At 65.1% G+C, this 23445-nt stretch carries 21 protein-coding genes; 5 read left to right on the plus strand and 16 right to left on the minus strand.

Annotated features, from left to right (window positions below):
• Window positions 1-52: 52 nt before the first annotated feature.
• A complete protein-coding gene (locus ACKAE7_RS01605; protein WP_400618989.1) occupies window positions 53-1570 on the plus strand; it encodes a sodium:solute symporter in 1518 nt (505 codons plus the stop codon).
• 100 nt (window positions 1571-1670) lie between these two features.
• Here the strand turns inward: ACKAE7_RS01605 and ACKAE7_RS01610 are convergent, their stop codons facing one another.
• On the minus strand, window positions 1671-1898 hold the full coding sequence (locus ACKAE7_RS01610) for a hypothetical protein (RefSeq protein ID WP_188811155.1): 228 nt from the start codon (window positions 1896-1898) through the stop codon (window positions 1671-1673).
• Window positions 1899-2142: 244 nt separating this feature from the next.
• Between ACKAE7_RS01610 and ACKAE7_RS01615 the strand changes: the two genes are divergently transcribed.
• On the plus strand, window positions 2143-3315 hold the full coding sequence (locus tag ACKAE7_RS01615) for a VIT1/CCC1 transporter family protein (RefSeq protein WP_408978346.1): 1173 nt from the start codon (window positions 2143-2145) through the stop codon (window positions 3313-3315).
• Window positions 3315-4247, plus strand: coding sequence for a matrixin family metalloprotease (locus ACKAE7_RS01620; protein ID WP_408978347.1), 933 nt, complete (start codon window positions 3315-3317; stop codon window positions 4245-4247). The genes ACKAE7_RS01615 and ACKAE7_RS01620 overlap by 1 nt, the downstream gene beginning before the upstream one ends.
• A gap of 20 nt (window positions 4248-4267) precedes the next feature.
• On the opposite strand, the gene ACKAE7_RS01625 is transcribed toward ACKAE7_RS01620, so the two are convergent.
• A complete protein-coding gene (locus tag ACKAE7_RS01625; protein ID WP_408978348.1) occupies window positions 4268-5407 on the minus strand; it encodes an LOG family protein in 1140 nt (379 codons plus the stop codon).
• A 172-nt stretch (window positions 5408-5579) separates the two neighbouring features.
• Here ACKAE7_RS01625 and ACKAE7_RS01630 point away from each other — a divergent pair, with 172 nt between their 5' ends.
• Together ACKAE7_RS01630 and iolB are read left to right on the plus strand one after the other, a co-directional pair.
• A complete protein-coding gene (locus tag ACKAE7_RS01630) occupies window positions 5580-6320 on the plus strand; it encodes a GntR family transcriptional regulator (protein WP_188811329.1) in 741 nt (246 codons plus the stop codon).
• Window positions 6321-6338: 18 nt separating this feature from the next.
• On the plus strand, window positions 6339-7232 hold the full coding sequence (iolB, locus tag ACKAE7_RS01635) for a 5-deoxy-glucuronate isomerase (protein ID WP_408978349.1): 894 nt from the start codon (window positions 6339-6341) through the stop codon (window positions 7230-7232).
• A gap of 127 nt (window positions 7233-7359) precedes the next feature.
• Here the strand turns inward: iolB and ACKAE7_RS01640 are convergent, their stop codons facing one another.
• The 14 genes from ACKAE7_RS01640 to ACKAE7_RS01705 form a co-directional block, all read right to left on the minus strand.
• Window positions 7360-8400, minus strand: a complete 1041-nt coding sequence (locus ACKAE7_RS01640) for a Gfo/Idh/MocA family oxidoreductase (protein WP_408978350.1) — start codon at window positions 8398-8400, stop codon at window positions 7360-7362.
• A 44-nt stretch (window positions 8401-8444) separates the two neighbouring features.
• Entirely contained in the window at window positions 8445-9437 is a 993-nt protein-coding gene (locus tag ACKAE7_RS01645; protein WP_408978351.1) for a Gfo/Idh/MocA family oxidoreductase, read from the minus strand.
• Between the two features lie 87 nt (window positions 9438-9524).
• Window positions 9525-10460, minus strand: coding sequence for an ATP-binding cassette domain-containing protein (locus tag ACKAE7_RS01650; RefSeq protein ID WP_400601223.1), 936 nt, complete (start codon window positions 10458-10460; stop codon window positions 9525-9527).
• 13 nt (window positions 10461-10473) lie between these two features.
• Window positions 10474-11523: an ABC transporter permease gene (locus tag ACKAE7_RS01655; protein WP_188811144.1), complete on the minus strand. Its 1050-nt coding sequence runs from the start codon at window positions 11521-11523 to the stop codon at window positions 10474-10476.
• A 64-nt stretch (window positions 11524-11587) separates the two neighbouring features.
• Window positions 11588-12589 carry a substrate-binding domain-containing protein gene (locus tag ACKAE7_RS01660; RefSeq protein ID WP_188811141.1) on the minus strand — a complete coding sequence of 334 codons (1002 nt, stop codon included), beginning with the start codon at window positions 12587-12589 and terminating at the stop codon, window positions 11588-11590.
• 253 nt (window positions 12590-12842) lie between these two features.
• Window positions 12843-14279 (minus strand): sugar porter family MFS transporter, encoded by a 1437-nt coding sequence (locus tag ACKAE7_RS01665; RefSeq protein ID WP_408978352.1) that lies wholly within the window; start codon window positions 14277-14279, stop codon window positions 12843-12845.
• Window positions 14276-15151 carry a sugar phosphate isomerase/epimerase family protein gene (locus ACKAE7_RS01670; RefSeq protein WP_188811139.1) on the minus strand — a complete coding sequence of 292 codons (876 nt, stop codon included), beginning with the start codon at window positions 15149-15151 and terminating at the stop codon, window positions 14276-14278. Before ACKAE7_RS01670 ends, ACKAE7_RS01665 begins: the two co-directional genes overlap by 4 nt.
• 101 nt (window positions 15152-15252) lie before the next feature.
• A complete protein-coding gene (locus ACKAE7_RS01675; protein ID WP_188811137.1) occupies window positions 15253-16266 on the minus strand; it encodes a Gfo/Idh/MocA family protein in 1014 nt (337 codons plus the stop codon).
• Between the two features lie 45 nt (window positions 16267-16311).
• Window positions 16312-17223, minus strand: a complete 912-nt coding sequence (locus tag ACKAE7_RS01680; RefSeq protein WP_188811135.1) for a sugar phosphate isomerase/epimerase — start codon at window positions 17221-17223, stop codon at window positions 16312-16314.
• A gap of 91 nt (window positions 17224-17314) precedes the next feature.
• On the minus strand, window positions 17315-18826 hold the full coding sequence (locus ACKAE7_RS01685) for a CoA-acylating methylmalonate-semialdehyde dehydrogenase (RefSeq protein ID WP_408978353.1): 1512 nt from the start codon (window positions 18824-18826) through the stop codon (window positions 17315-17317).
• A gap of 46 nt (window positions 18827-18872) precedes the next feature.
• A complete protein-coding gene (gene iolD, locus ACKAE7_RS01690) occupies window positions 18873-20801 on the minus strand; it encodes a 3D-(3,5/4)-trihydroxycyclohexane-1,2-dione acylhydrolase (decyclizing) (protein ID WP_408978363.1) in 1929 nt (642 codons plus the stop codon).
• Between the two features lie 40 nt (window positions 20802-20841).
• Window positions 20842-21792, minus strand: a complete 951-nt coding sequence (locus tag ACKAE7_RS01695) for a deoxyribose-phosphate aldolase (RefSeq protein WP_408978354.1) — start codon at window positions 21790-21792, stop codon at window positions 20842-20844.
• Complete coding sequence (iolC, locus tag ACKAE7_RS01700) at window positions 21789-22793, minus strand: 5-dehydro-2-deoxygluconokinase (protein WP_408978355.1); 1005 nt, start codon at window positions 22791-22793, stop codon at window positions 21789-21791. Before iolC ends, ACKAE7_RS01695 begins: the two co-directional genes overlap by 4 nt.
• Before the next feature lie 204 nt (window positions 22794-22997).
• A complete protein-coding gene (locus ACKAE7_RS01705) occupies window positions 22998-23402 on the minus strand; it encodes a tautomerase family protein (RefSeq protein ID WP_408978356.1) in 405 nt (134 codons plus the stop codon).
• Window positions 23403-23445 lie beyond the last annotated feature (43 nt).

Here is a 23445-nt window from a genome sequence, read left to right on the forward strand (position 1 = left end):
CACCAACCTTCCGGCGTGCGCCACGCTGCCAACACGCTCCAAGGAGCCCAACATGGATGCAAGTTTCATCAACATCGCCATCGTGGTGGTGTACCTGCTCGCGATGCTGGCCTTCGGCTGGTGGGGCAAGTCCCGGACCAAGAACAACAGCGACTTCCTGGTTGCCGGCCGCCGCCTCGGCCCCTTCCTCTATACCGGGACCATGGCCGCCGTCGTCCTGGGCGGCGCCTCAACCGTGGGCGGCGTGGGCCTCGGCTACAAATTCGGCATCTCCGGCATGTGGCTGGTGGTGGCCATCGGCGCCGGCGTCCTGCTGCTGAGCCTCCTCTTTGCCGGGACCATCCAAAAGCTGAAGATCTACACGGTGTCCCAGATGCTCACCCTGCGCTACGGCAGCAGGGCCACGGAGGCCTCCGGCATTGTGATGCTCGCTTACACGCTGATGCTGTGCGCCACATCCACCGGCGCCTACGCCACCATCTTCGTGGTGCTCTTCGACTGGGAGCGTCCGATTGCGATAGGCGTTGGCGGAGCCATCGTGCTGGTCTACTCCACAGTGGGCGGCATGTGGTCCATTACCCTGGCCGACCAGGTGCAGTTCATCATCAAGACCGTGGGCATCTTCTTCCTGATGCTGCCCTTCACGCTCAACGCAGCGGGCGGCTTTGAAGGCATCCGCAGCCGTGTGGACGAGAGTTTCTTCCAGATTGACGGCATCGGCGTCCAGACGATCATCACCTACTTCGTCGTCTACACCCTGGGCCTGCTGATCGGCCAGGACATCTGGCAGCGCGTCTTTACGGCGAAAACGCCCACCGTGGCGCGCTGGGGCGGCGCCACCGCAGGCATCTACTGCATTCTTTATGGCGTTGCCGGCGCCCTGATCGGCATGGCCGCCAGCGTGGCCCTCTCCGGCATCGACATCGCAGTCAAGGACGACGTCTACGCCGAGGTGGCCCAGACCCTGCTGCCCGTCGGCATCGGCGGGCTGGTTTTGGCAGCGGCGGTGGCAGCGATGATGTCCACCGCATCGGGCGCCCTCATCGCCGCCGCAACCGTGGCCCGCGCCGACGTCCTGCCGTTCGTTGCCAGCTGGTTCGGCAAGGACGTCAACACGGAGGACTCGGACAACCCTGAGCACGACGTCAAGGCCAACCGCATCTGGGTCCTTGCCCTGGGAATCATCGCGATCGTCATCGCCATCATCACCAAGGACGTGGTGGCAGCCCTGACCATTGCCTACGACATCCTGGTGGGCGGCCTCCTCGTGGCGATCCTCGGCGGACTGGTCTGGAAGCGCGGTACGGGCATCGCCGCGGCCGCATCCATGGCTGTGGGTTCCGTGGTGACGCTGGGCACCATGATCGTCCTGGAAATCAACGCCGAGGCACCGCTGGAAGGCATCTACGCCAACGAGCCCATCTACTACGGCCTGCTGGCGTCCGCCCTGGTCTACGTCGCGGTTTCCCTGTTGACCAAACCAACCGACCCGCAGGTTATGCGCAACTGGCAGCGCCGCGTGGCCGGGCAGGCCGCGGAAGAATCGCCCCTTCCCTCCGCTGCCCGCTAGGCCCCGGCAGGGTAGAACAGCAGGAGCAGGGCACGACGGCGGCACCTCCCCTTCGCTTTCCGGCGAAGGGGAGGTGCCGCCGTCGTTTAGTTCTGGTTTCCTAGTCGGTTTCGCGGACCTCGTCAGGGTCATCCAGCGGGACCACGCGGTCCTCGGCGTCGACCACGACGGGAGGAACCTGGACCACCGGCTCCTCCTCGTCCAGGAGGTCGTCCTCGGTATCCCAGTCGTCCTCAACTACCGGTGCATCCTCGGCGTAGTCATAGGCGGGATCCGCCTCTACGGCATCCAGGTGCGGCATGTCCGGGTGCTGTCCGGTGGTGCTCATGATTGAACCTCCGTTTGTTCGCCTGACGTGCTCTTTCAGTGAGGGCGCTGGCCGCGCCACACCTTCATCACAGCACCGCACCGAAGGGTGGTCAATAGCGCGCCACGGGACCTAAATATCTGGCCCGGTTTAAGGCGCACCGAAATATCCGGAGGAGGCTGACCGGCCAAAAATCCGCGGATTTTCGCAGTAAGCTTGCACTGCAATGGGGCCGCGCCATGCCCCATCCAGCCCAGGAGTTTCCGTGTCTCAGCACGCCAGGTTCAACCGCCACGCCACACCAGAAGCGTCGCAACCTTCAGCACCCCAGGAACCAGCCGGCGCCCGGCAGCATGCCCAGCCATCGCCGTCGGACGTCAAGCGGTGGCGGCAATACCTCGCGGACGAACGGGCGGAAGCCGCCGTCTACCGGGACCTGGCACAGAACCGCCAGGGCGAAGAGCGCGACATTCTCCTGGCCCTGGCCGAGGCCGAGGGCCGCCATGAAGCTCACTGGCTGGGACTGCTGGGGGAACGGGCGGGCAAGCCCCGGCGTGCCTCGCTGCGCAGCCGGATGCTGGGGTTCCTGGCCCGCCACTTCGGGTCGGTGTTTGTGCTGGCCCTGGCCCAGCGCGCAGAGGGCCGCTCCCCTTATGCCAAGGACCCCAACGCCACGGAGGCGATGGCGGCGGACGAGCAGATCCACGAGGAAGTGGTCCGGGGGCTGGCAACCCGGGGACGCAACCGCCTCGCGGGCACCTTCCGCGCCGCCGTGTTCGGCGCCAATGACGGCCTGGTCAGCAACCTGTCCCTGGTGATGGGCATGGCCGCGTCCGGTGTCGCCAGCAGTGTGGTGCTGCTCAGCGGAATCGCGGGGCTGCTGGCCGGCGCCATGTCCATGGGCGCCGGCGAGTTCATCTCCGTCCGGTCGCAGCGCGAACTGCTCGCGGCGACGCGCCCCACCCAGGTCACCCTGCTGGCGGCCCCCAAGCTGGACCTGGAACACAACGAACTGCTGCTGGTGTACCTGGCCCGGGGCATGACCCAGGAAGCGGCCCAGCACCGTGTGGCCGAACGCATGGGCCTGCTGCCCTGCGACTGCGATCCCAGCCTGTCGCTGCAGCCGGAACTGCCCGACGTCGAGGACCAGCATGAAGCAGTGGGGACCGCGTGGGGCGCGGCCCTGTCCAGCTTCTGCTTCTTCGCCTCCGGTGCGATCGTGCCAATCCTGCCGTTCCTGTTTGGCCTGACCGGGGTTGCCGCCCTGGTGGCGGCCGGCATTCTGGTGGGCCTCGCCCTCCTGGTCACCGGCGCCACGGTGGGCCTGCTCTCCGGCACGTCGCCATTGACGCGTGGACTCCGCCAGCTGGCCATCGGCCTGGGCGCTGCGGCCATCACCTACCTGCTGGGGCTGGCCTTCGGCACCGTCGTAGGCTAGTGGAAAACCGGCCGCCGCACCGCGCGCCGTCGCGCCATGCGGGGACCAAAGCCCGCCTGGGCGTGCGCCGGGGCGTGGAGATTATTCTTACCGCCGCGCTGACCGCGGGCGCTGTGTTCGGAGCAGCACTGGCACTGAACGACCCTCGCTTCAAAGAGCTGCTGGACGTCCGGATCGGCCCGGGAAACGGGCAGTCCGCGGGGCAGCAGGACCCGGGCACTGCAGGGGAAGCAGGCCAGGCGCCCCGGGCCGAGGGCCGGCTGGGCGCGCCTCCTCCGGGGCTGGAGGAGTCTGACGCTCCCCTGGCCGCCGCAGACCCTCCGCCGCTGGGCAGCGATTCCTACCGCTTCCTCGCCGTCAACGGGGACGGCAGCCCGGTGGGGTATTCCCCCTGCAGGCCGCTGCACTACGTCATCAATGACGAGCTCGCACCGGCCGGCTCGCAGCAGCTGGTCACCGAATCCATCGCCACCATCTCCGCCGCCACCGGCATCCGGTTCATCTACGACGGCACCACCGCAGAGCAGCCCTCCCCCCAACGTCCGCCGTACCAGCCCGAGGCCTACGGCGAGCGCTGGGCGCCGCTGCTGATCGCCTGGACAACACCGGAGGTGGCTCCGCAGCTCAAGGGCAAGGTGATCGGCACCGGGGGCAGCACCCATTTCAGTTACGACGACGGCCCCAAGGCCTTTGTCACGGGCGGCCTGGACCTGGACGCGCCGCAGATCGCCGATGAACTGCTGAACCCGGACGGCCACCTGTACGCACGTGCCGTGATCCTGCATGAGCTCAGCCACGTGATGGGCCTCGACCACGTGGACGACCCCACCCAGCTGATGTATCCCGAGATCGGCACCCCCGAGGGACTGTCCGCCGGGGACCTCAACGGGCTCTACGAGCTCAGCAAGGCGCAGTGCCGGAAGGATCTCTGACCGGCCGGCTGCTCCACGGCTCAGGCGGGCAGCCGCAGCACCTCCACCGCCTCCTGGACAGTGTCCACCAGGAAAATCCGGTCCTCCATCGGCCGGCCGGCCGCAAGGCTTTGCAGCATGGGCCAGGCCGGGTACTGGCGTTCCCAGTGGTGCCGGCCCACCAGCACCATGGGCGTCACCTTTTCCCGTGCCCCGTAGTAGTTTTCGCACGCATCCTGGAAGATCTCCTGGACGGTGCCGGCAGCTCCGGGCAGGAACACGATTCCTCCCGTGCACAGTTCCAGCAGGATCGCCTCCCGGATGGCGTTGGCAAAGTATTTTGCGATGTGCGTGGCGAAGTAGTTGGGCGGCTCGTGCCCGTAGAACCAGGTGGGGATCCCGAGCGACGGCGTACCGCCCGGAAAGCGTTCGACGACGGCGGCCGCCGCACGCGCCCACGCGGACACCGAGGGACGGAAGCCGGGGACGGAGGCGAGGATGTCCAGCGCAGCCTGCACGCCGTCGTCGTCCACTTCACTGAGGTACGCGCCGAGGTTTGCCGCCTCCATGGCCCCCGGTCCACCGCCGGTGGCCACCACGTACCCGTCCTGCGCGAGGAGCCTGCCCAGCAGGGCGGCCTGGGCAAACCCGCTGCTGCCGCGCTGTGCGGCATGCCCGCCCATGACACCCACCATGGCCCGGCCGTGCAACGGGCCTGTCCGGGTCATATCGTCCAAGGCGTCACCGATGGCGTGGTCGTGCAACGCTGAGGCCAGGGTGGCGTCCAGCCGGTGCCGCATGCCGGGCTGGATGCTCCACTGGTAGATCCGGGCGTCCGGAAGGGCTTCGTAGGGGGCGTCGGGCAGCCCGGCGTACAGTTCCTGGGGCGAGTACAAGGCGGCCCGGTAGGGGTTGAAGGGCACGGTTTCCAGCCGCGGGAAGATCAGCGCGCCCCGTCGGCGCAGCAGGTCTTCCACGCCGTCGCCGAAGGTGCAGCCCAGGAAGATGGCACCCTCCACGCGCAGGCTCTGCAGTGCGCCGGTCCTCCCCCGCAGGTCCAGGGACTGCGCGTGCCAACCGCGCATGTCCACCGCACCGGCGCTGACCAGGCGGTCGAAGCTGTCCAGGTCCTGCACTTCAAGGTTGTGCGGGTGGGGGCCCACGTTTCCGGAGAGGTTCACTGTCTAAACCTAAAGCAACGCGGGCCCGCTCCCCTTGACCCGGATGGCGCGGCTGCTAGGATCAGAGAAGAAGAAAAGTATGTCCTATCAAGAGAACATATGGCGGCAAAGCGGCCGTTCCCGCCCCACCCGGGCGACGACGTCCCGCAACAAGGAACATGAGGGAAGTACCGTGGCGCACAACCTGGGTCTCAGCATCGACCGCTCCTCCCCCGTCCCGCTTTACCACCAGGTGGTGCAGGGGATCGAAGCCGCCATTTTCAGCGGCGTGCTGGAGCCCGGCAGCCGGCTTGATAACGAAATCGACCTGGCGGCACAGCTGAACCTCTCGCGCCCCACGATGCGCAAGGCCATGGATGAACTGGTCCGGTCCGGGCTGCTGGTGCGTAAACGCGGCGTCGGAACCCAGGTTGTATCGAGCCAGGTGCGCCGTCCGCTCGAGCTCTCCAGCCTCTACGACGACCTCACCAACAACGGCAAGAAGCCCACCACCGACGTCCTGAGCTTCGCCCATGTGGAGGCCGACGAGGCCACCCTGGCCACCCTCCAGTTGCCTGCCGGCTCCAAGGTCTACCACTTCACGCGGCTGCGGAAAGTGGCAGGCAAACCCTTGGCGCTCATGGAGAACTGGGTCCGTGATGACATCGCCGAGATGGATGAAGCCACGCTGTCGGCGGAAGGCCTCTACGCCATCCTGCGCCGCGGGGGCGTAAACTTCCGGCTCGCCAACCAGCGCATCGGCGCCGTGGTGGCCAACGACTATCAGGCCTCCCTCCTCGAGACCGCGCCCGGATCCGCCCTGGTCACCATGGAGCGTACCGCCACGGATGACACCGGCCGCCGCGTGGAAACCGGGCACCACGTGTACCGCGGGGATTCCTACAGCTTTGAAATGACACTCGTACAGCGCTAACGCAAGGAGCCACACTCCATGACCAACTGGGTCTATCCACTGGGCACCGCCACCGACGGCACATGGGACGTCTCGATCGGGACCTCGGACTCATCCCTGTCCGTGGACGGCTGGGCACATACCGGGCTGAAGGTGGCCACGCTCGCCGCAGGGGCCGACGTCGTCCTTCCCGCCGCCGATGAGGAACGCATTGTGGTGCCCCTTAACGGATCCTTCACGGTCACGGTCGATGGCACCGAATACCGACTGGACGGGCGCGCGTCCGTGTTTCACGGCCCCAGCGATGTTCTGTACTCGGGCACCGGACGCGCCGTCAGCATCGCGTCGGCTGACGGCGGGAGGGTGGCGGTAGCCACTGCCCCGGCACAGGACGCGTACCCCACCCGGCTGGTGACCGCCGCGGAAACCCCGGTTGAGCTGCGCGGCGCCGGCAACTGCTCCCGCCAGGTCCACAACTTCGGCACACCGGCCGCACTGGAAGCCGACCGGTTCATCGTCTGCGAGGTCCTCACCCCAGCAGGCAACTGGTCCTCCTATCCCCCGCACAAGCACGACGAGGAGAAGGACGGCGAGACCCGCCTCGAGGAGATCTACTACTTCGAGACGCGCGTGGCGGAAGGCTCAGCGGCGCCGGCGGATGCGGACGCCATCGGCTACCAGCGCGTCTACGCCTCGGACGAGCGTCCCATCGACGTGTCGGCGGAGGTGCGCACTGGCGACGTCGTCCTGGTTCCCTACGGCTGGCACGGTCCTGCCATGGCCGCACCCGGGTACGACCTCTACTACTTGAACGTCATGGCCGGGCCGGGGCCCGTGCGCGAATGGCTCATCAGCGACGACCCCCACCACGGCTGGGTGCGCCAGGCATGGGACGGCCAGGACATCGACGCCCGGCTCCCGTTCGGCGCCTGACCCCGCCAGGTCCGTGACATAGCCCTGGTGATGCGCGGGTCCCCAGCCAGCAGGAGTTTTTGTCCAGATATGCAGGCTTGAGGGGCCTCCAACCCTGCATATCTGGACAAAAACTCACACCCGGAGGTCAGCCCGCGACGGCCGGGTCCAGCTCCACCCTCACCGGGGATCCGCTGCGCAGCGACTCCTGGGCAGCATCCGCCACGCGTGAAGCTGCCACCGCATCCTCAGGCGTGCACGGGTTGTCCCGAAGGCCAAGGATCAGCTCCACAAACGCCGCCATCTCGGCCCGGTACGCGGCATCGAACCTTTCGGCGAAGGTCTGGTGCGGTTGTCCAGCGGGGAAGGCAACGCCCGCTTCGGCCGAGGCCAATGCGGTCCTGTCGTCCAGGCCCACCAGCAGCGATCCCCTGGAGCCCTGGATTTCGAGCCGGACGTCGTGGCCGGCCCCGTTGTAGCGTGTGGCCGAGACTGTTCCCACCGTGCCGTCGTCGAACGTCACCAGGGCGAGGGCCGTGTCCACGTCCCCAACAGACCCGATGGCCGGGTCCCCGTTGTTGGAGCCCTTCGCATAGACCTCCACGATCTCCCTGCCCGTCAGCCAGCGGAGGATGTCGAAGTCGTGCACGGAACAGTCCCGGAAAAGTCCGCCCGAGCCAGCCAGGAACTCGACGGGCGGCGGTGCCATGTCGCAGGTGACGGCCCGCAGTGAATGGATCCAGCCAAGCTCACCGGCCTGGTAGGCACGCCGTGCTTCGAGATAGCCGGGGTCAAAGCGCCGCTGATGGCCGATCTGCACCACTCCCTGACGCTCCCGGACATACTCGAGGACCGGCAGGGCGTCCGCCACGTCCAGTGCCACCGGCTTCTCGCAGAAGACCGGGATTCCAGCGTCCACCCCCGCCTTGATCAGGCCGGGATGGCTGCCTGTGCCGGTGGCGATGACCAGCCCGTCCAGGCCCGAGGCGAGCAGTGCTTCCGCGGACGGCAGGAACTCGGCACCCGCCCTGGCAGCCACGGCCCTGGCGTGCTCTTCGGCGACGTCCGTCAGCCGGAGCCGGACATTGATGTCCTCAGCATTAAGTACGCTGTTGAGCGCCGAGATGTTGTCCGCGTGCATGGCGCCGATTCGGCCTACGCCCACCAACCCAAGAGTTAAATCCTTCAAAGTTCTTCCTTCGTTCTGTTTTCACCAGGGAAATTGAGCCATCACTAGATCACCTTCGTGAAGGCTCCGTCGCTGTGCAGCGAACGGATCATGGCCTGGGCCACCCGCGATGCCCGCAGGCCGTCCTCCCCGGTGGCGAGCGGCGCGGTTTCGCCGCGTTCCAGGGCGGAGATCCAGGCCTGGAGCTGCAGGCGGTAGGCGTCGGCGAAGCGTGGTCGCCAGTCGGCCGGGATGCCGGACCGCTGCTGGCCTTCGTGGTGGACCACCAGTGCTGCGGGCTCGGGGAGGGCAGCCGAACCATGCTCGGACACCACCTCGCACCTGGTGGTGTAGCCGTACTGCGCATTCAGGAACAGTTCAAGGGTGGCAAGGGTGCCGTCGGCCGTCCGGAGGAGCATGAGCGCAGGGTCCTGCAGGTCTCCGGTGCTGTGCCGGGAGCTGCGCCCCGCTTGCCATGAAACTTCGGCGATGGGCGTGCCCAGCAGCCAGGGGATGATGTCGAACTCGTGGATGGCTGAATTGGTGATGGCTGATTCAGAGCTGGCACCGGGGCCCGCAGTTGCCGTGCGGCTGGTGCAGTGGACCATCAGCGGTTCGCCGTAGTTGCGGACCCGCGTGGCTTCGCGCAGTGCGGCGTAGCCCGGATCGAACCGCCTCATGAAGCCCATGGACAGCAGCCTGCCGCCGGTGGCGGCCAGGATGTCCGCCTCAGCCTCCACCACATCGAGGCTTTCCAGGATCGTAGGTGCCAGGGGCTTCTCACACAGCACAGGCGTCATCGCTTCGAAGCATTCCAGCACCAGTCCGGCATGGGTGGAGTCGTGCGAGGCGATGACGACGGCGTCCACCTCGCTGGAGTTGATCAGTTCCGAGGGGTCCGTGGTGGTCCGGGCCGCAGGCGGCGCAGCTGCCGCTGCCCGCCCGGCGTCGAGGTCTGCCACGAAGGTGACTTCCGCACCGTTGACGGCGGCGGAAAGGTTCCTGATGTGGTCTGCGCCCATGACTCCGGCGCCGATGACGCCCACCCGGATCGGCATGATGTCTTCCTGTCTGCTGTTCGTTGTCTGTGCGCAATGTTGAGCGGGGCCCGTCCGGCTTACCGGCGGGCCCCGCTCCGGTCCGTGCTAGGCGTGCCGGGGGCCGCTTTGCTTTGGCGTCTCTGTGCCGTGGGTGACGTCAGCGACCTCTGCCTGCACTTCCTTGACCACATCACTGTGGCCGCCGAGCTGTTCGAGTTCGTGCGCAAGTTCGGCAAGTTCAGCGCCGCCGGCCATCTGCGCGGTGAGCTCGTCCAGGGTGATGTCTTTTTTGTCGTAGTAGCCGATGGACTTGCCCCGCTTGAGCAGCAGGAACCGGTCCCCCACGGGGAAGGCATGGTGCGGGTTGTGGGTGATGAAGATGACCCCGAGTCCCCGGTCCCTGGCCTGGAGGATGTATCGCAAAACTACGCCCGACTGCTTCACGCCGAGCGCCGCCGTCGGCTCGTCCAGGATCAGGACCTTGGCGCCGAAGTAGACGGCGCGGGCAATGGCCACGCACTGCCTCTCACCGCCGGAGAGCTGGCCGATGGGCTGTTCCACGTCGCGGAGGTCGATGCCCATCTCGGCGAGTTCCTTTTTGGTGATGTCCTTCATCTTTTGGACATCCATGCTCTTGAAAGGACCGAAACCGCTGGTCAGTTCAGAGCCAAGGAAAAAGTTGCGCCAGATCGGCATCAGCGGCACCACCGCCAGGTCCTGGTAGACAGTGGCGATGCCTGCATCCAGTGCATCACGGGGCGAATCGAACTTCCGCTCCTCGCCCATGATGTTCAGCGTTCCGGCGTCGTGCTGGTGTAGTCCGGCGATGATCTTGATGAGCGTGGACTTGCCGGCGCCGTTGTCACCGAGCACGCAGGTGACACGGCCGTTGTCGACTGCCATCGTGACATCCCTCAGTGCCACGATGTTGCCGTAGTGCTTGCCTACGGCATCAAGCGACAGCAGGTGCACCGGAGTATGCGTGAGCGGATCTTTTTCGTTTTGCAGCAATGTGCGCTGGTCGATTTTTTGGGCATTCATTTTTCGGACCCCTTTACTTCAGTTCCGCGCGGCGCTTGACGATGAGGTTGACGATGGTGGCCAGCAGGAGCATCAGGCCCAGGAAGAACTTGAACCAGTCCGGGTTCCACTGTGCGTAGACGATGCCCTTGTTGGCCATGCCGAAGATGAACGCGCCGATGGCGCCGCCAACAGCCGAACCGTAGCCGCCGGTGAGAAGGCACCCGCCGATCACAGCGGCAATGATGTAGAGGAACTCGTTGCCCACACCCTCACCGGACTGCACCGCGTCGAAGGCAAACAGGTTGTGCATGCCCAGGATCCAGCCGCAGAAACCAACTGCCATGAACAGCCCGATCTTGGTGGCCTTGACCGGAACGCCCACGGCACGGGCCGCATTCGCATCACCGCCGACGGCGAAGATCCAGTTCCCCACGCGGGTCCGCATCAGGACCCAGGTGGCCACTGCCACAAGGGCAATCCAGATGAATACGGTGATCTGGACATCAATCCCGCCGATCCTCACTGATGACGCGAACACCGCGCGGGCGGAGGCGAAGCCGTCCATGTCCGAGATCGAGGGGGAAGATACGCCGCCGCCGATCATGCGGGTCAGGCCCAGGTTCAGGCCGGTCAGCATCAGGAACGTGGCCAGGGTGACGATGAAGCTGGGTAGTTTTGTCTTCATCAGGATCCAGCCATTGATGTATCCGATGGCCAGGGAAACCAGCAGTGCCAGGGCCACACCAACCCAGACGTTGGTGCTGAAGTACCAGCTGAACATCGAGGCGGTAAGGGCCGAACTAATGACGGCGACACCTGTGGAAAGGTCGAACTCGCCGCCGATCATAAGCAGCGCGACGCCGACGGCCATGATTCCGATGGTTGAGCTGCCGTACAGAACGGTCGCGAAGGACGAAGGCTGCAGGAAGGTCGGGGAAACCACGGCGAAGAAAACGAAGAGGACGATGGCGCCCACCAGGGCGCCGACCTCAGGGCGGCCGAGCAGTTTCTGGAGGGGGCTGCGCTTACCGATGCGTTCATCGGTCGCGGGGACGGAGGGTTTGGTCAGGGTCTGGGTCATGGGGATTCTCCTGCTATGGCGGGTTCCGGAGCCGCAAGGGCCCCGGAACCCGCTCAAAGCATCCTTAGCGGATGCCTTCCTTGGCGAATTTGAGGACGTCAGGAGCTGCTGCCTGATCGATGATCGACGGGCCGGTCAGCACCGGAAGCCCGCCACCTACGTGGATGCCGCCCCGCTTGACCTGCCAGAGGGCGTCGACGGCTCCATAGCCCTGGAGCCACGGCTGCTGGTCGACGGTGAAGGCAACCTTGCCGTCGATGATGGCCTGGGCCAGTTCACCGTTCATGTCGAAGGAGGCTACTTTGACCTTGTCCTGCAGGCTGAGGGACTCCACTGCCTTGTTGATGGTCAGCGTGAACGGCGCTCCCAGTCCGATGATGGCGTCTGCATCCGGGGTGGCCTGGAGTTTCGCAGTGACTGTGGAGGAAACCTGGGTCATGTCGGTTCCCTGGACAAACAGGTTCTCAGTAGCCGGGATCTTGGACTTCACGCCGGCACACCGGGCATCCAGTGCCACGTTGCCCTGTTCCATGATCACGCAGATGGGGCGCTTTGCTCCCAGCGAGGACAGCTTCTCCCCCACGGCCGCACCCGCGAGGTTCTCGTCCGATCCGAAGTGGGTGAAGGCGCCTACCTGCTGCCAAATATCAGCACCTGAATTCAGGCTGACTACGGGGATGCCGGCGTCCACTGCCTTCTTGAGGACGTCCTTGAGGGCGTCCGGCTTGGCCAATGTCACGGCGATGCCGCCGACTTTCTGGTCGATTGCCTGCTGGATCAGCTGGGCCTGGCGTCCGCCCTCAGGATCCGAGGTGTAGAGCAATTCCACGTTGTCCTTTGCAGCTGCTTCTTCGGCACCCTTGCGGAGGATGTCCCAGAAGGTGTCACCGGGAGCGGCGTGGGTGATGAGGGCAACCTTCATGCGTTCTGTTGTCGCGACCTGGCCGCCGCCTGCTGCGCCGCCGGCCTCCTCGGTCCTGCCTCCGGTGCTCGAACAGGCACTCAGTGCCAGCATCGGCACGACAGCCGCTACAAGTGTTGCTTTACGCCAGGAAAATCTAGCCACGAGTATCTCCTTTGATATCAGCTCCGGACTGCCACGGTGCAGTCGCCGGAATGTGCTTACTACGATCATGGTGACTTGAACCACACATGTCAATAGTTTGTCCTGACATTAGTATGTACGCACGTAATGTGGGCGCTCACGTCCGTGAAAACCGGGCGGTGTCCGCGGCATACGGGCCGCTGGCACCCTCTGTGAAACCCAAAAGGGCACCTTCGTCCCGGGAGACGACGGTGCCCTTTACGGTTAGGTGTTCTTATTGGCCCGCGACGGCCTCCGGCTGCGTCCCGGCCACGTTCTTGAAGTAGTGCTCCACGTCTTCAAGGCTCTTGTCCTTGGTCTCGGGAACGTACTTGGCGGCAAACGCTATGGCGCCCACTCCGAGCACGGCGAACACAAAGAAGGTGCTGGACAGACCGATCGCCGCCAGGAGCTGCGGAAATCCGAACCCCACCATGAAGTTGACGATCCAAAGGACAAAGGCGGAGGCGCCCATGCCGAGCCCGCGGATCTTGAGCGGGAAAATCTCGGAGAGCATCAGCCACGTGACCGGTGAGATGGCACCCTGCTGGAAGGCCAGGAAGGTCACAGTCAGGGACAGAATAACGAAACCACGGGCTGAGCCTTCAGGCAGGATCAGCGAGAACAGGCCGATCAGCAGCAGCGCCGTCGTCGTGCCTATCTGCCCAGTGATAAGCATCCGACGGCGGCCCACCTGGCCGAGCAGCCAAATTCCCACGAACGTCGCGAGGACAGAGATGACGCCGTTGGCAATGTTGGCGGTCAGCGCAGCCTCGCGCCCGAATCCGGATTGGGCGAGGATTTGGGTGCCGTAGTACATGATGGAGTTCACGCCCGTGATCTGCTGGATCACGGCCAGGCCGAGGCCCACGACAAAGATCCGCCGCAGCCAGGGGATCCCAAGGTCCCTCCAGGAGCCCATCTTGGACTTGTAGTCCTCGACGGCCATGGCCTTGACTTCCTCAAATTCTGTTCGCGCCTCGGCCTGGGAGCGGATGCGTTGGAGAACGCTGAGGGTTTCGCCGAAACTTCCCATCGAGGCCAGCCATCGGGGGCTCTCGGGCATGAAATTCATCCCGATCCACAGTGCAATGGCCGGCAGGGTGGCGATCACCAGCATCCAGCGCCAGATGCCGCCGGACTCCCCGAAGGTGTTGCCCAGGTAGGCGTTGAAGATGAAGGCCAGCAGCTGCCCGGTAACGATCATCAGTTCGTTCTGTGTGACGATCCGTCCGCGCCGTGCGCTGGGCGAAACTTCGGCCAGATACACAGGCACGGTGACGGAGGCACCGCCCACAGCGAGGCCGAGAATGAACCGGGCGGCGATCAAAACCTCGGTGTTTGGCGAGAAAGTGCACGCCAGCGTGCCCACAAGGAAAATGACCGCGAGGACCATGATCATCTTGCGGCGGCCGTTCCGGTCGGCCAGCCGGCCGCCGAACAGTGCACCGAACGCGGCGCCGAAGAGGAGCGACGATGTGACCAGGCCCTCGGTCAGGGGCGTCAGGCCCAGATCCTCCTGCATGTACGGCAGCGCGCCGTTGATGACCCCTGTGTCGTAGCCAAAGAGGAGTCCGCCGAACGTGGAGATGATGGTGGCGGTCCGCAGCGCCCTCTTATGGTTCGGAGGCTGTTGCCCTTTTACCGCCGCGACCTTCCCGGAGAGACTCATGCGGTAGCTTTCTGGACGTACTGCTGTATGGTCTCCAACTGGTAGCGGGAGACGTCCTCGGCGTTCTCGTCCTCTGCAAAGACGCTGGAGACCATCACTGTGTCATCCCGGTCCAGGAAACCGATCTCCTTCAGTCCGCCGAAGAACTCGTCCCAGTTCACGTCGCCGTCACCGATCTTCAGGTGCTGGTGCACGCGCACGGGGTTGCCCGGCGGGTTGGTGATGTAGCGAAGCCCGTGTGAGGCGTGGTGGTCCATGGTGTCCGCAACGTGAACCAGACGGAGTTTGTCCCCCGCCGCGCGCATGATGTCCAGCGGGGCGTTTTTCATGTGGAAGCTGTGCGAGGCCACGTAGACCATGCCAACATTCTTCGAGTTCAGTCCCCTGATGACCCGGATTGCGGCCAGGCCTTCCTCTACGAAGTCGTCCGGGTGCGGGTCAATGAGCAGGTCGATGCCTTCGCGTTCAATGATCGGCAGGAGCTCCTCCATGGAGCGGTAGAACGCCCGCTCGGACTCCTCAGCCTTTTCGGGGCGGCCGCTGAACTCGGTGTTGATAGTGCCGACGCCGAGGTCAACGGTGATCTGGATGACCCGCTTCCAGTAACGGACAGCAGCTTCGCGTGCGTCCTCGTCCGGGCCGGACCAGCGGAGCACCGGCAGGACGGAGGCAATTTCGATTCCCGCGTCCCTGCAGGCTTTGCTGAGCTGGCCCACCAGTTCGTCATCGGCTTTGGGATGGTTGTAGAAGGGGATGAAGTCCGCGTGCGGCGTCATCTGCATGTACTTGTAGCCGAGATCGGCCACCACCTTCGGGAACTCCAGCAGGCTGTGCGAGTGGTGGAAAGGGGTGGGATCAAGTGCGATTTTCACGTAAACACTCCATGTATGGATCCGTCAGGCGGGAGTTTTTGTCCAGATACGCAGGGTTGGAAGGCCCGGAAGTCGGCGTATCTGGACAAAAACTCCGCGGGTTAGCGGTATAGGTCAGGCTTGGCGGCGAGCTTCACGGCCACCTTTTCGCCGCTCTTCTGCGCTTCGACGCCAGCCTCGCAGCACGCCGCGGTGGCGTAGCCGTCCCACGCGGTGGGGCCGCCGATTTCGCCCTTCAGCGCAGCGTCCACCCATGACTGGATTTCGACGTCGTATGCCGCGCCGAAGCGCTCTTCGAATCCGGGGGTGACGTTGCCGCCCCAGCGGCCGGCGCTGCGGGTGTAGGGGCCCTTGTCCCCGCCGATGTTGACGATGCCCTCTTCGAAGGCGGCCTGGGTGGCCACCTCATAGCCGAATTTGGCGTTGACATAGATTTCGACGTCGGCCAGGACGCCTGATTCCGTTTCCAGCAGGACGTGCTGGGGGTCGTGCTGGCCGGCGGGGGCGTTCTTGGTGGCCTTCCCCATGCGGACCTGGACGCTGGTGATTTCCTCTCCGGTGAAGAACCGGATGGCATCGAACTCGTGGACCACGGAATCGTTGATCAGCATCTCGTTGGTGAAGCCCGGCGGCGTGGTGGGGTTGCGGTGCTGGTGGTGCAGCATCAGCAGTTCGCCCAGCTCGTGGTTGTGGATGATCTGGCCCAGGGCCGCGTATTCGGCGTCGAAGCGGCGCATGAAGCCCACCTGGATGCGTTTGTGCCCCAGCTCAACCTCAGCCTCCACGATTTTCCAGGAGGACTCGGCATCGGGGGTCAGCGGCTTCTCGCACAGGATCGGGATGTCCTTGGCGATGGCCTTCAGCAGGATGTCCTCGTGCAGGAAGCCGGGCGTGGCGATGAGTACTGCGTTGACGTCGCCGTTGTTGAGGGCTTCCTCGGCGTCGGCAAGGGCCACGGCGCCCGGAATGCCTTCAACTGCCGCCTGTGCGCGGGCCAGGTCAACGTCCACGACGGCGGCAACCTCGGCTCCGTGGATTCGGGTGTTAAGGCGCTGGATGTGGTCGGCGCCCATGCGCCCGGCGCCGATGACGGCGACGCGGAGTGCTTCAGTCATTGTTTCGTTCCTTCAGGGGTCTTAGCGGATGCGGCGGTGTTGCTGTCAGTTGACGGCGGTTCGGGAACCGCAGGACAGCAGGTAGTTGCGGGTGCGCTTGGCAATGGGCATGGGCACATCGAAGGCTACCGGGTACATGTCCTGTTCCACGATGCCGAACATGGGCCGGTTGAGGGCCTCCACCGCTTCGATGACGGCGCGCAGGTCGGGAAGCCCGTTCGGCGGCTCGGTCATGACGCCGGCCAGGTTGGCGGCAGCCCAGGTCATGTTTTCCTCGTTGACTTGCCTGAGGATCTCCGGGTTGATCTGCTTCAGGTGCAGGTAGCCGATCCTGTCCGGGTAGTTCTTGATCAGCTCGAGGCTTGAGGCACCGCAGTATTCGGCGTGGCCCGTGTCCAGGCATAGGTTCAGGTACCTCGGGTCCGTGGCGGCCAGGAGGGTTTCAATGTCTTCCTGCGCGCCAACGTGGGAGTCAGCGTGGGAGTGGAACTGCTGCTTCAGGCCGAAATCCTCCAGCAGGGTCTTGCCCAGGCGGTTGTGGCCGGCAAAAAGGTCGCTCCACGCCTTGTCAGTCAGGGTGCCGCTCTCCACCGCCTCGCCGGTGACGTCGTCTCGCCACATGGCCGGAATGACCACGATGTGCTCGCCGCCCATGGCCGCCGTCAGTTCGGCCACTTTGCGGGCCGGTTCCCAGGCGGATTCCCACTGGTCCAGTCCACGGTGGAAGGCAGTGAACACCGTGCCGGCGGTGACCTTGAGGTCGCGCTGGTTCAGTTCTTCTGCCAGCCGCGTGGGATCGGTGGGCAGGTAGCCGTACGGGCCCAGTTCAATCCACTTGTAGCCGGACTCGGCCACCTCATCGAGGAACCGTTCCCAGGGCGTCTGCTTGGGGTCATCCGCGAACCAGACTCCCCAGGAGTCCGGCGCCGTGCCGATGATCAGCTTGTTCTCAGTCATTGCCATTCCTTCTCATCGATTGCTCCGCAGGTGCCGTTTTGGACGCTCAAAACGGCCGTTACGGAGCAGTCGATGGTGGGTAGTCGGGTCGCTAGTTGGACGGGAAGTTGTAGGAGGCGCCGGAAGCGTGGGTGGGTTCGGGCCAGCGGGAGGTGATGACTTTTCCGCGGGTGTAGAAGGAGACGCCTTCGGGGCCGTAGATGTGCTTGTCGCCGAAGAGGGATGCCTTCCATCCGCCGAAGGAGTGGTAGGCCACCGGGACAGGCAGGGGAACGTTGATACCGATCATGCCGACCGTGACGGAGCGCTGGAATTTCCGGGCGTGGGCGCCGGAGGAGGTGAAGATCGCGGTGCCGTTGCCGTACGGGTTGGCGTTGATTAGCTTGATGCCGTCCTCAAGGGTATCGACGCGGACCACCACAAGGACGGGTCCGAAGATTTCCTCGGTGTAGGCGGTCATCTCGGTCTTGACGTGGTCGATCACTGTGGGGCCTACCCAGAAGCCGTCTTCGTGGCCGGGGACCACCAGGTCGCGGCCGTCCACCACCATGGCGGCGCCTGCCTGTTCGGCCTCGGTGACGATCCGTACGATGCGTTCCTTGGAGGCGGGGGTGATCACTGGGCCCATTTCGGCGTCGGGGGCGGTGCCGTTGTTGACCTTGACGGCCAGGGCGCGCTCTTCGACCTTCTTGACGATGAGGTCCGCGGCGTCCCCGACGGCGACGGCGACGGAGATGGCCATGCAGCGTTCCCCGGCGGAGCCGAAGGCGGCGGCGGCGAGGTGGTCGGCGGCGTTGTCCAGATCGGCGTCGGGCATCACGATGGCGTGGTTCTTCGCCCCGCCCAGGGCCTGGACGCGCTTGCCGTGCTTGGTGGCGGTTTCGTGGACGTACTGGGCGATCGGGGTGGAGCCGACGAACGAGATGCCGTCCACGTCCGGGTGGGTCAGGAGCCCGTCCACGGTTTCCTTGTCGCCGTGTAGGACCTGGAACACGCCGTCGGGCAGGCCTGCCTGCTTCCAGAGCTTGGCCAGCAGCATGGAGGCGGACGGGTCGCGCTCGGAGGGCTTGAGGATGAACGCATTGCCGGTGGCGATGGCCATCGGTGCCATCCACAGCGGCACCATCACCGGGAAGTTGAACGGCGTGATGCCGGCAACCACTCCGAGGGGCTCGCGGAAGTTGAAGACGTCGATTCCGGTGGAGACCTGGTCCGAGTAGTCGCCCTTGAGCAGCGTGGGGATGCCGCAGGCGTACTCGATGACTTCCAGGCCGCGGCCGATTTCACCCTTGGCGTCGGAGAGGACCTTGCCGTGCTCGGCGGTGACCAGCTGGGCGAGCTCCTCGACGTGGGAGGCGACGAGCTCGCGGAATTTGAACAGCACGGCGGTGCGCTTGGCCAGGGAGATGTCGCCCCACGTGTCGGCGGCCTTGCGGGCAGCAGCTACTGTGGCGTCCAGGTCTGCCCGGTTGGCCAGCCGCAGCTGCGCGGACACGGCGCCGGTGGCCGGGTTGTAGACGTTCGTGGTGCGGTCACCCTCGCCGGCGCTTTCGGCGCCGTTGATGAAGTGGTTGATGGTGGAGGTCTCGGTTGTAACAGTCATGGCGGCTCTTCCTTGAGTTGAAAGCGTTCGGGTGTCGAAGAGGGAATCAGCCAAGCAGCTTGCGCTGGCGGGCTTTGTGGTCGGTGTAGGCCTGGTAGGCCTGCTGCGTGGAGTCCAGCTCGGAAACCTGGGAGACGGGAACGTCCCACCAGGATTCGGAGGACGGCGCGTCGAGCAGCGGGTCTGATTCGACGTGGATCAGGATGGGCCCGCCGCGCTCCGGTGCGGCTTTGGCGTCGCGGATGGCCTGTTCGAGTTCGGCGATGACCTTCTCCCCCGGTTCGATCCGGATGACCTTCACGCCCAGGGACTCGGCGTTCAGGGCCAGGTCAACGGGCAGGGTGTCGCCTTCGTCGAAGCTGTGCTGTTCCTCGTTGAGCGACCGGTACTGGGTGCCGAACCGCTGCGAGCCCAGGGACTCGGAGAGCGAGCCGATGGAGGCGTAGCCGTGGTTCTGGATCAGGACCACGATCAGCTTGATCCGTTCGGCGACGGCGGTGACTAGTTCCGTGTGCATCATCAGGTAGGAGCCGTCCCCCACCATGACGACGACGTCGCGCTGGGTTCCGCCGTTAACAGCTTCTGCCATCGCTGCGCGCTTGACCCCGAGGCCGCCCGGAATCTCGTAGCCCATGCAGGAGTACGCGTATTCCACGTGGTAGCCGAACGGGTCACGGACCCGCCACATCTTGTGCAGGTCGCCGGGGAGGGAACCCGCCGCACAAATAACGACGTCGGCCGCGTCCATGGCGCGGGACGTGGCACCGATGATCTCGTTCTGTGCCGGCAGGGGTGTGGAACGGGAATCGAAGGCTTCATCCACGGTGGCGTCCCAGCGCTTCTTCTCCGCCGCGATCTTCTGCTCGAGGTCCGCTCCGACGCGGTAGCCGCCCAGTGCCCGATTCAGCTTGACCAGGGCCTTGCGGGCATCCGCCACGATCGGCAGCGTGGCGCCGTGCTTGTAGGCGTCGATCGCAGCGACGTTGATGTTGATGAACTTCACGTCCGGGTTCTGGAACGCGGTGCGGGAGGCGGTGGTGAAGTCCTCGTAGCGCGTGCCAATGCCTATGATCAGGTCCGCGTCGGCAGCAATGGCGTTTGCCGCCGTTGTGCCCGTGGAGCCAATGGCTCCAAGGGAGAACTTGTGGTCCCACGGCAGCACGCCGACGCCGGCCTGGGTGTTGCCCACCGGGATGCCGGTCAGTTCCACGAACTTCGCGAGTTCCTCGTTGGCGTAGGCGTAGAGGACGCCCCCGCCGGCGATGATCAGCGGCCGCTTCGCAGAACGGATAGCCTCGGCCGCGCGGGCGATATCGTCGTCGTCCGCGTCCGGGCGGCGGATCCGCCACTCGCGCTCGGCCAGGAACTCCTCGGGAACATCGAAGGCCTCGGCCTGGACGTCCTGAGGCAGGGAAATCGTCACCGCACCGGTCTCGGCCGGGTCGGTCAGGACCCGCAGGCCGTGGTGGAACGCGGAGAACAACTGCTCCGGACGGGTGACCCGGTCGAAGAACTTGGACAGCGGCCGGAACGCGTCATTAACCGTGATGTCGTAGGCGTAGGGCTGTTCGAGCTGCTGCAGCACCGGGTCAGCGGCGCGGGTGGCAAAGGTGTCGCTGGGCAGCAGCAGCACCGGCAGCCTGTTCGTCGTCGCCAGGGCCGCACCGGTCAGCAGGTTCGAAGACCCTGGTCCGATGGACGTGCTGATGGCGAAGGTCTGGCGGCGGCGGGTGTGCCGTGCGTAGCCCACGGCCTGGTGCGCCTGGGCCTGCTCGTTCCGGCCCTGGTAGTACGGCATGATGGCCGGGTCCAGCTGCTGGTACTGCTTCAGGGCCTGGCCCACGCCGGCCACGTTCCCGTGCCCGAAGATGCCGAAAGTTCCCGGAATCAGCCGCTCACGGAACTCAACCCCGCCAATGGAGTCCGCCGTGTACTGCTTGGAAAGGTATTCCACCACGGCCTGGGCGACCGTCATTCTGCGGGTGGCAGTTCCTGATGTTGTTCCCATGGGGAGGCTACTCCGATACTTCTTCGGTTCGGTTTGGGGTGGTGTGGTTCAGCAGTGAGGCGGCCGTGGCCACGGCACCGGCAACATCGCCGTCGGCCGGGTACAGGAGCGTCCGGCCAACAGTGAGGCCCTGCACTCCGGGTAACGCGAGGGCTGCATGCCAGCTGGCGAAAACCTCGTCCTGGCTGCTGTCCGGATCCCCGCCCAGCAGGACGGTGGGCATGGTGGTGGCCGCCATGACCCGCTCCATGTCCGCCACGACGGGAAGCTTCATCCAGGTGTAGGCGCTGGTGGATCCCAGGCCCTCGGCGATGGCGATGGACTTGATGACGGCATCCGTGGAGAGATCATTCCGGACGCGGCCGTTGTCCCGGACCGAAAGGAAGGGCTCCACCATGGCAATGAGCTTGCGCTCGGCAAGGGAGTCGATGGCCTTGGCAGTGGCCTCCAAGGTTGCCACCGTGTCCGGGTCGCCGAGGCAGATGCGGGTCAGCATTTTCCCACCGTCGGCACCCAGCGCTTCCAGGGCGGGTGCCGTGTGGCCGGTGAAACGGTCGTCGATTTCATTGACCAGGCCGGCGAGTCCGCCGCGGTTCATCGAGCCGAAAACCAGCTTGCCTTCCAGCGCACCCAGCAGGAGCAGGTCATCCATGATGTCCGGCGACGCAAGCACGCCATCAACGTCCGGATTTGCCAGGGCAATCTGCAGCCGGTCCAGCAACTGGCGGCGGTCTGCCATCGCCACCGGGTCACTGCCGACGGCCAGGGCGCCGCGGGCAGGGTGGTCGGCGGCAACGATGAAGTTCTGCTTGCCGTACTTCAGGCCGGGGTGGCGGCGCCGGGCCTTGGCTGCCCGGGCAATGGCGTCCGGGTCCTCAAGCCGGATGGTGCTCAGGTGGGCGTAGCGGCGCGGGTCGTCGTCCAGCGCATTGTTTGAGGCCAGCGGCGTGAGGGTCACAGTGCTGCTCCTTCGGTGGCAAACTGGCCAGGTACCAGGCGGCCGCGTTCCGCGAGCAAGGAGGTGACCTCTTCCGGCGTCGGCATGGCGTCGGCGCAGGAAAGGCGGGAGGCGACGATCGCACCGGCGGCGTTGGCGTAGTCCAGGACCTGGGCAAGCGGCCAGCCGGACAGCAGTCCGTGGCAGAAGGCACCACCGAAGGAATCGCCGGCTCCCAGGCCATTGACGGTCTGCACGGGCACAGGGGCGGAAACTACGCGTTCCGTGCGGGTTTTCGCCATGACACCTTCGGGGCCGAGCTTAACGACGGCGATCTCGACTCCGGCGGCCAGCAGGCGGTCCGCCTGCTCATCGGGGGTTCCCTCCCCTACCGCCACGGCGCATTCCTTGTCGTTGCCGATGGCGACGGTGACGTGCGGCAGGATCTTGGCCACCTCAGCCCGCGCTTCCTCTTCAGATGCCCAGAACATGGGCCGGTAGTCGAGGTCGAGGATGGTGAGCTGGCCTTCCTTCAACCCGGTCCGGGGACGTGCCTCGTGTGCCTTGATGTGGGCTGTTCGGCTGGGCTCCTGGCATAACCCGGTCACGGTGGACCAGAAGATCCCTGCGTTTCGGATGGCGTCCAGGTCGAGCTCCTCGGCCTTGATCTGCAGGTCCGGGGCGGTGGGAAAGCGCCCATAGAAGTAGAGCGGGAACTCGTCCGTAGCCGGCTTGATCGCACAGAACGTCACCGCCGTTGGCCATTCCTTGACCGGGGTGACGAACGCGTCGTCGACGTTGAACTTCTTCAATTCCCGGTGGAGGTAGGTTCCAAAAGCGTCGTCACCGGTGCGGGTAATCACGCCTGTCCGGCGGCCATGCCGGGCGGCTGCTACGGCAACGTTCGACGGCGATCCGCCGAGGTACTTGCCGAAAGACGTCACGTCCTCCAGGTCCACCCCGATGTCGTTCGGGTAGATATCAACGCTGATGCGCCCGATCGTGAGCAGTTCGTGGGTCACGGTATCGCGGACCTTTCTAATTTGAACTCTGCCCTCAACAGCTAGAGCTCCAGTGACTGGCTGGCCCCTCCATGAGCGGGGTCACATCCACTACTTTGCCCTAGAATCAATGTCCTGTCAAAGGTTTGTACTGACATGTTTACAACTTGCCATAGAGGCCATTTAGCGCCCTTTGGCACGGCGTCCAGGGCCGCAGAAGGCTGGCTACTTGCGCGGCACGGCCAGCTCGCCGGTGACGTACTGCGCCCGGCCAAAACCGAAGGACCAGTCGCCCGCCGCATTCTCCACATAGCCGATGAATACATCCTCTCCAGCGATGCCAACCTTCGCGAGCTTTTCCGCCACCGCGGCAAAGAGGCGCTGCTTGGCCTCCTGTGACCGGCCTCCCTGCGTTAAGATCTGGATCATCACAACCCCGCTGGTCCGCTCAAAGCCAAGCCCGGCATCCTGGGCAAGAATTTGCCCCAGAGGGTGCTCGGTCAGGATATGGAAGTAGTCGCGCTCCGGGATTCCGTACTCGGCGAGGATCGCGTCATGGATCCCCCGGCTCAGTCGCTGGAGTTCCTCCTGGCTGCGCCCCTGGTTTACATCAATTCGAACAAGTGGCACTTTCGCTCCTTTGAAGTTTGTTCTGACATACTAACAAAGTAGG

This window comes from Pseudarthrobacter sp. NKDBFgelt (assembly GCF_046097905.1).
GTDB lineage: Bacteria > Actinomycetota > Actinomycetes > Actinomycetales > Micrococcaceae > Arthrobacter > Arthrobacter polychromogenes.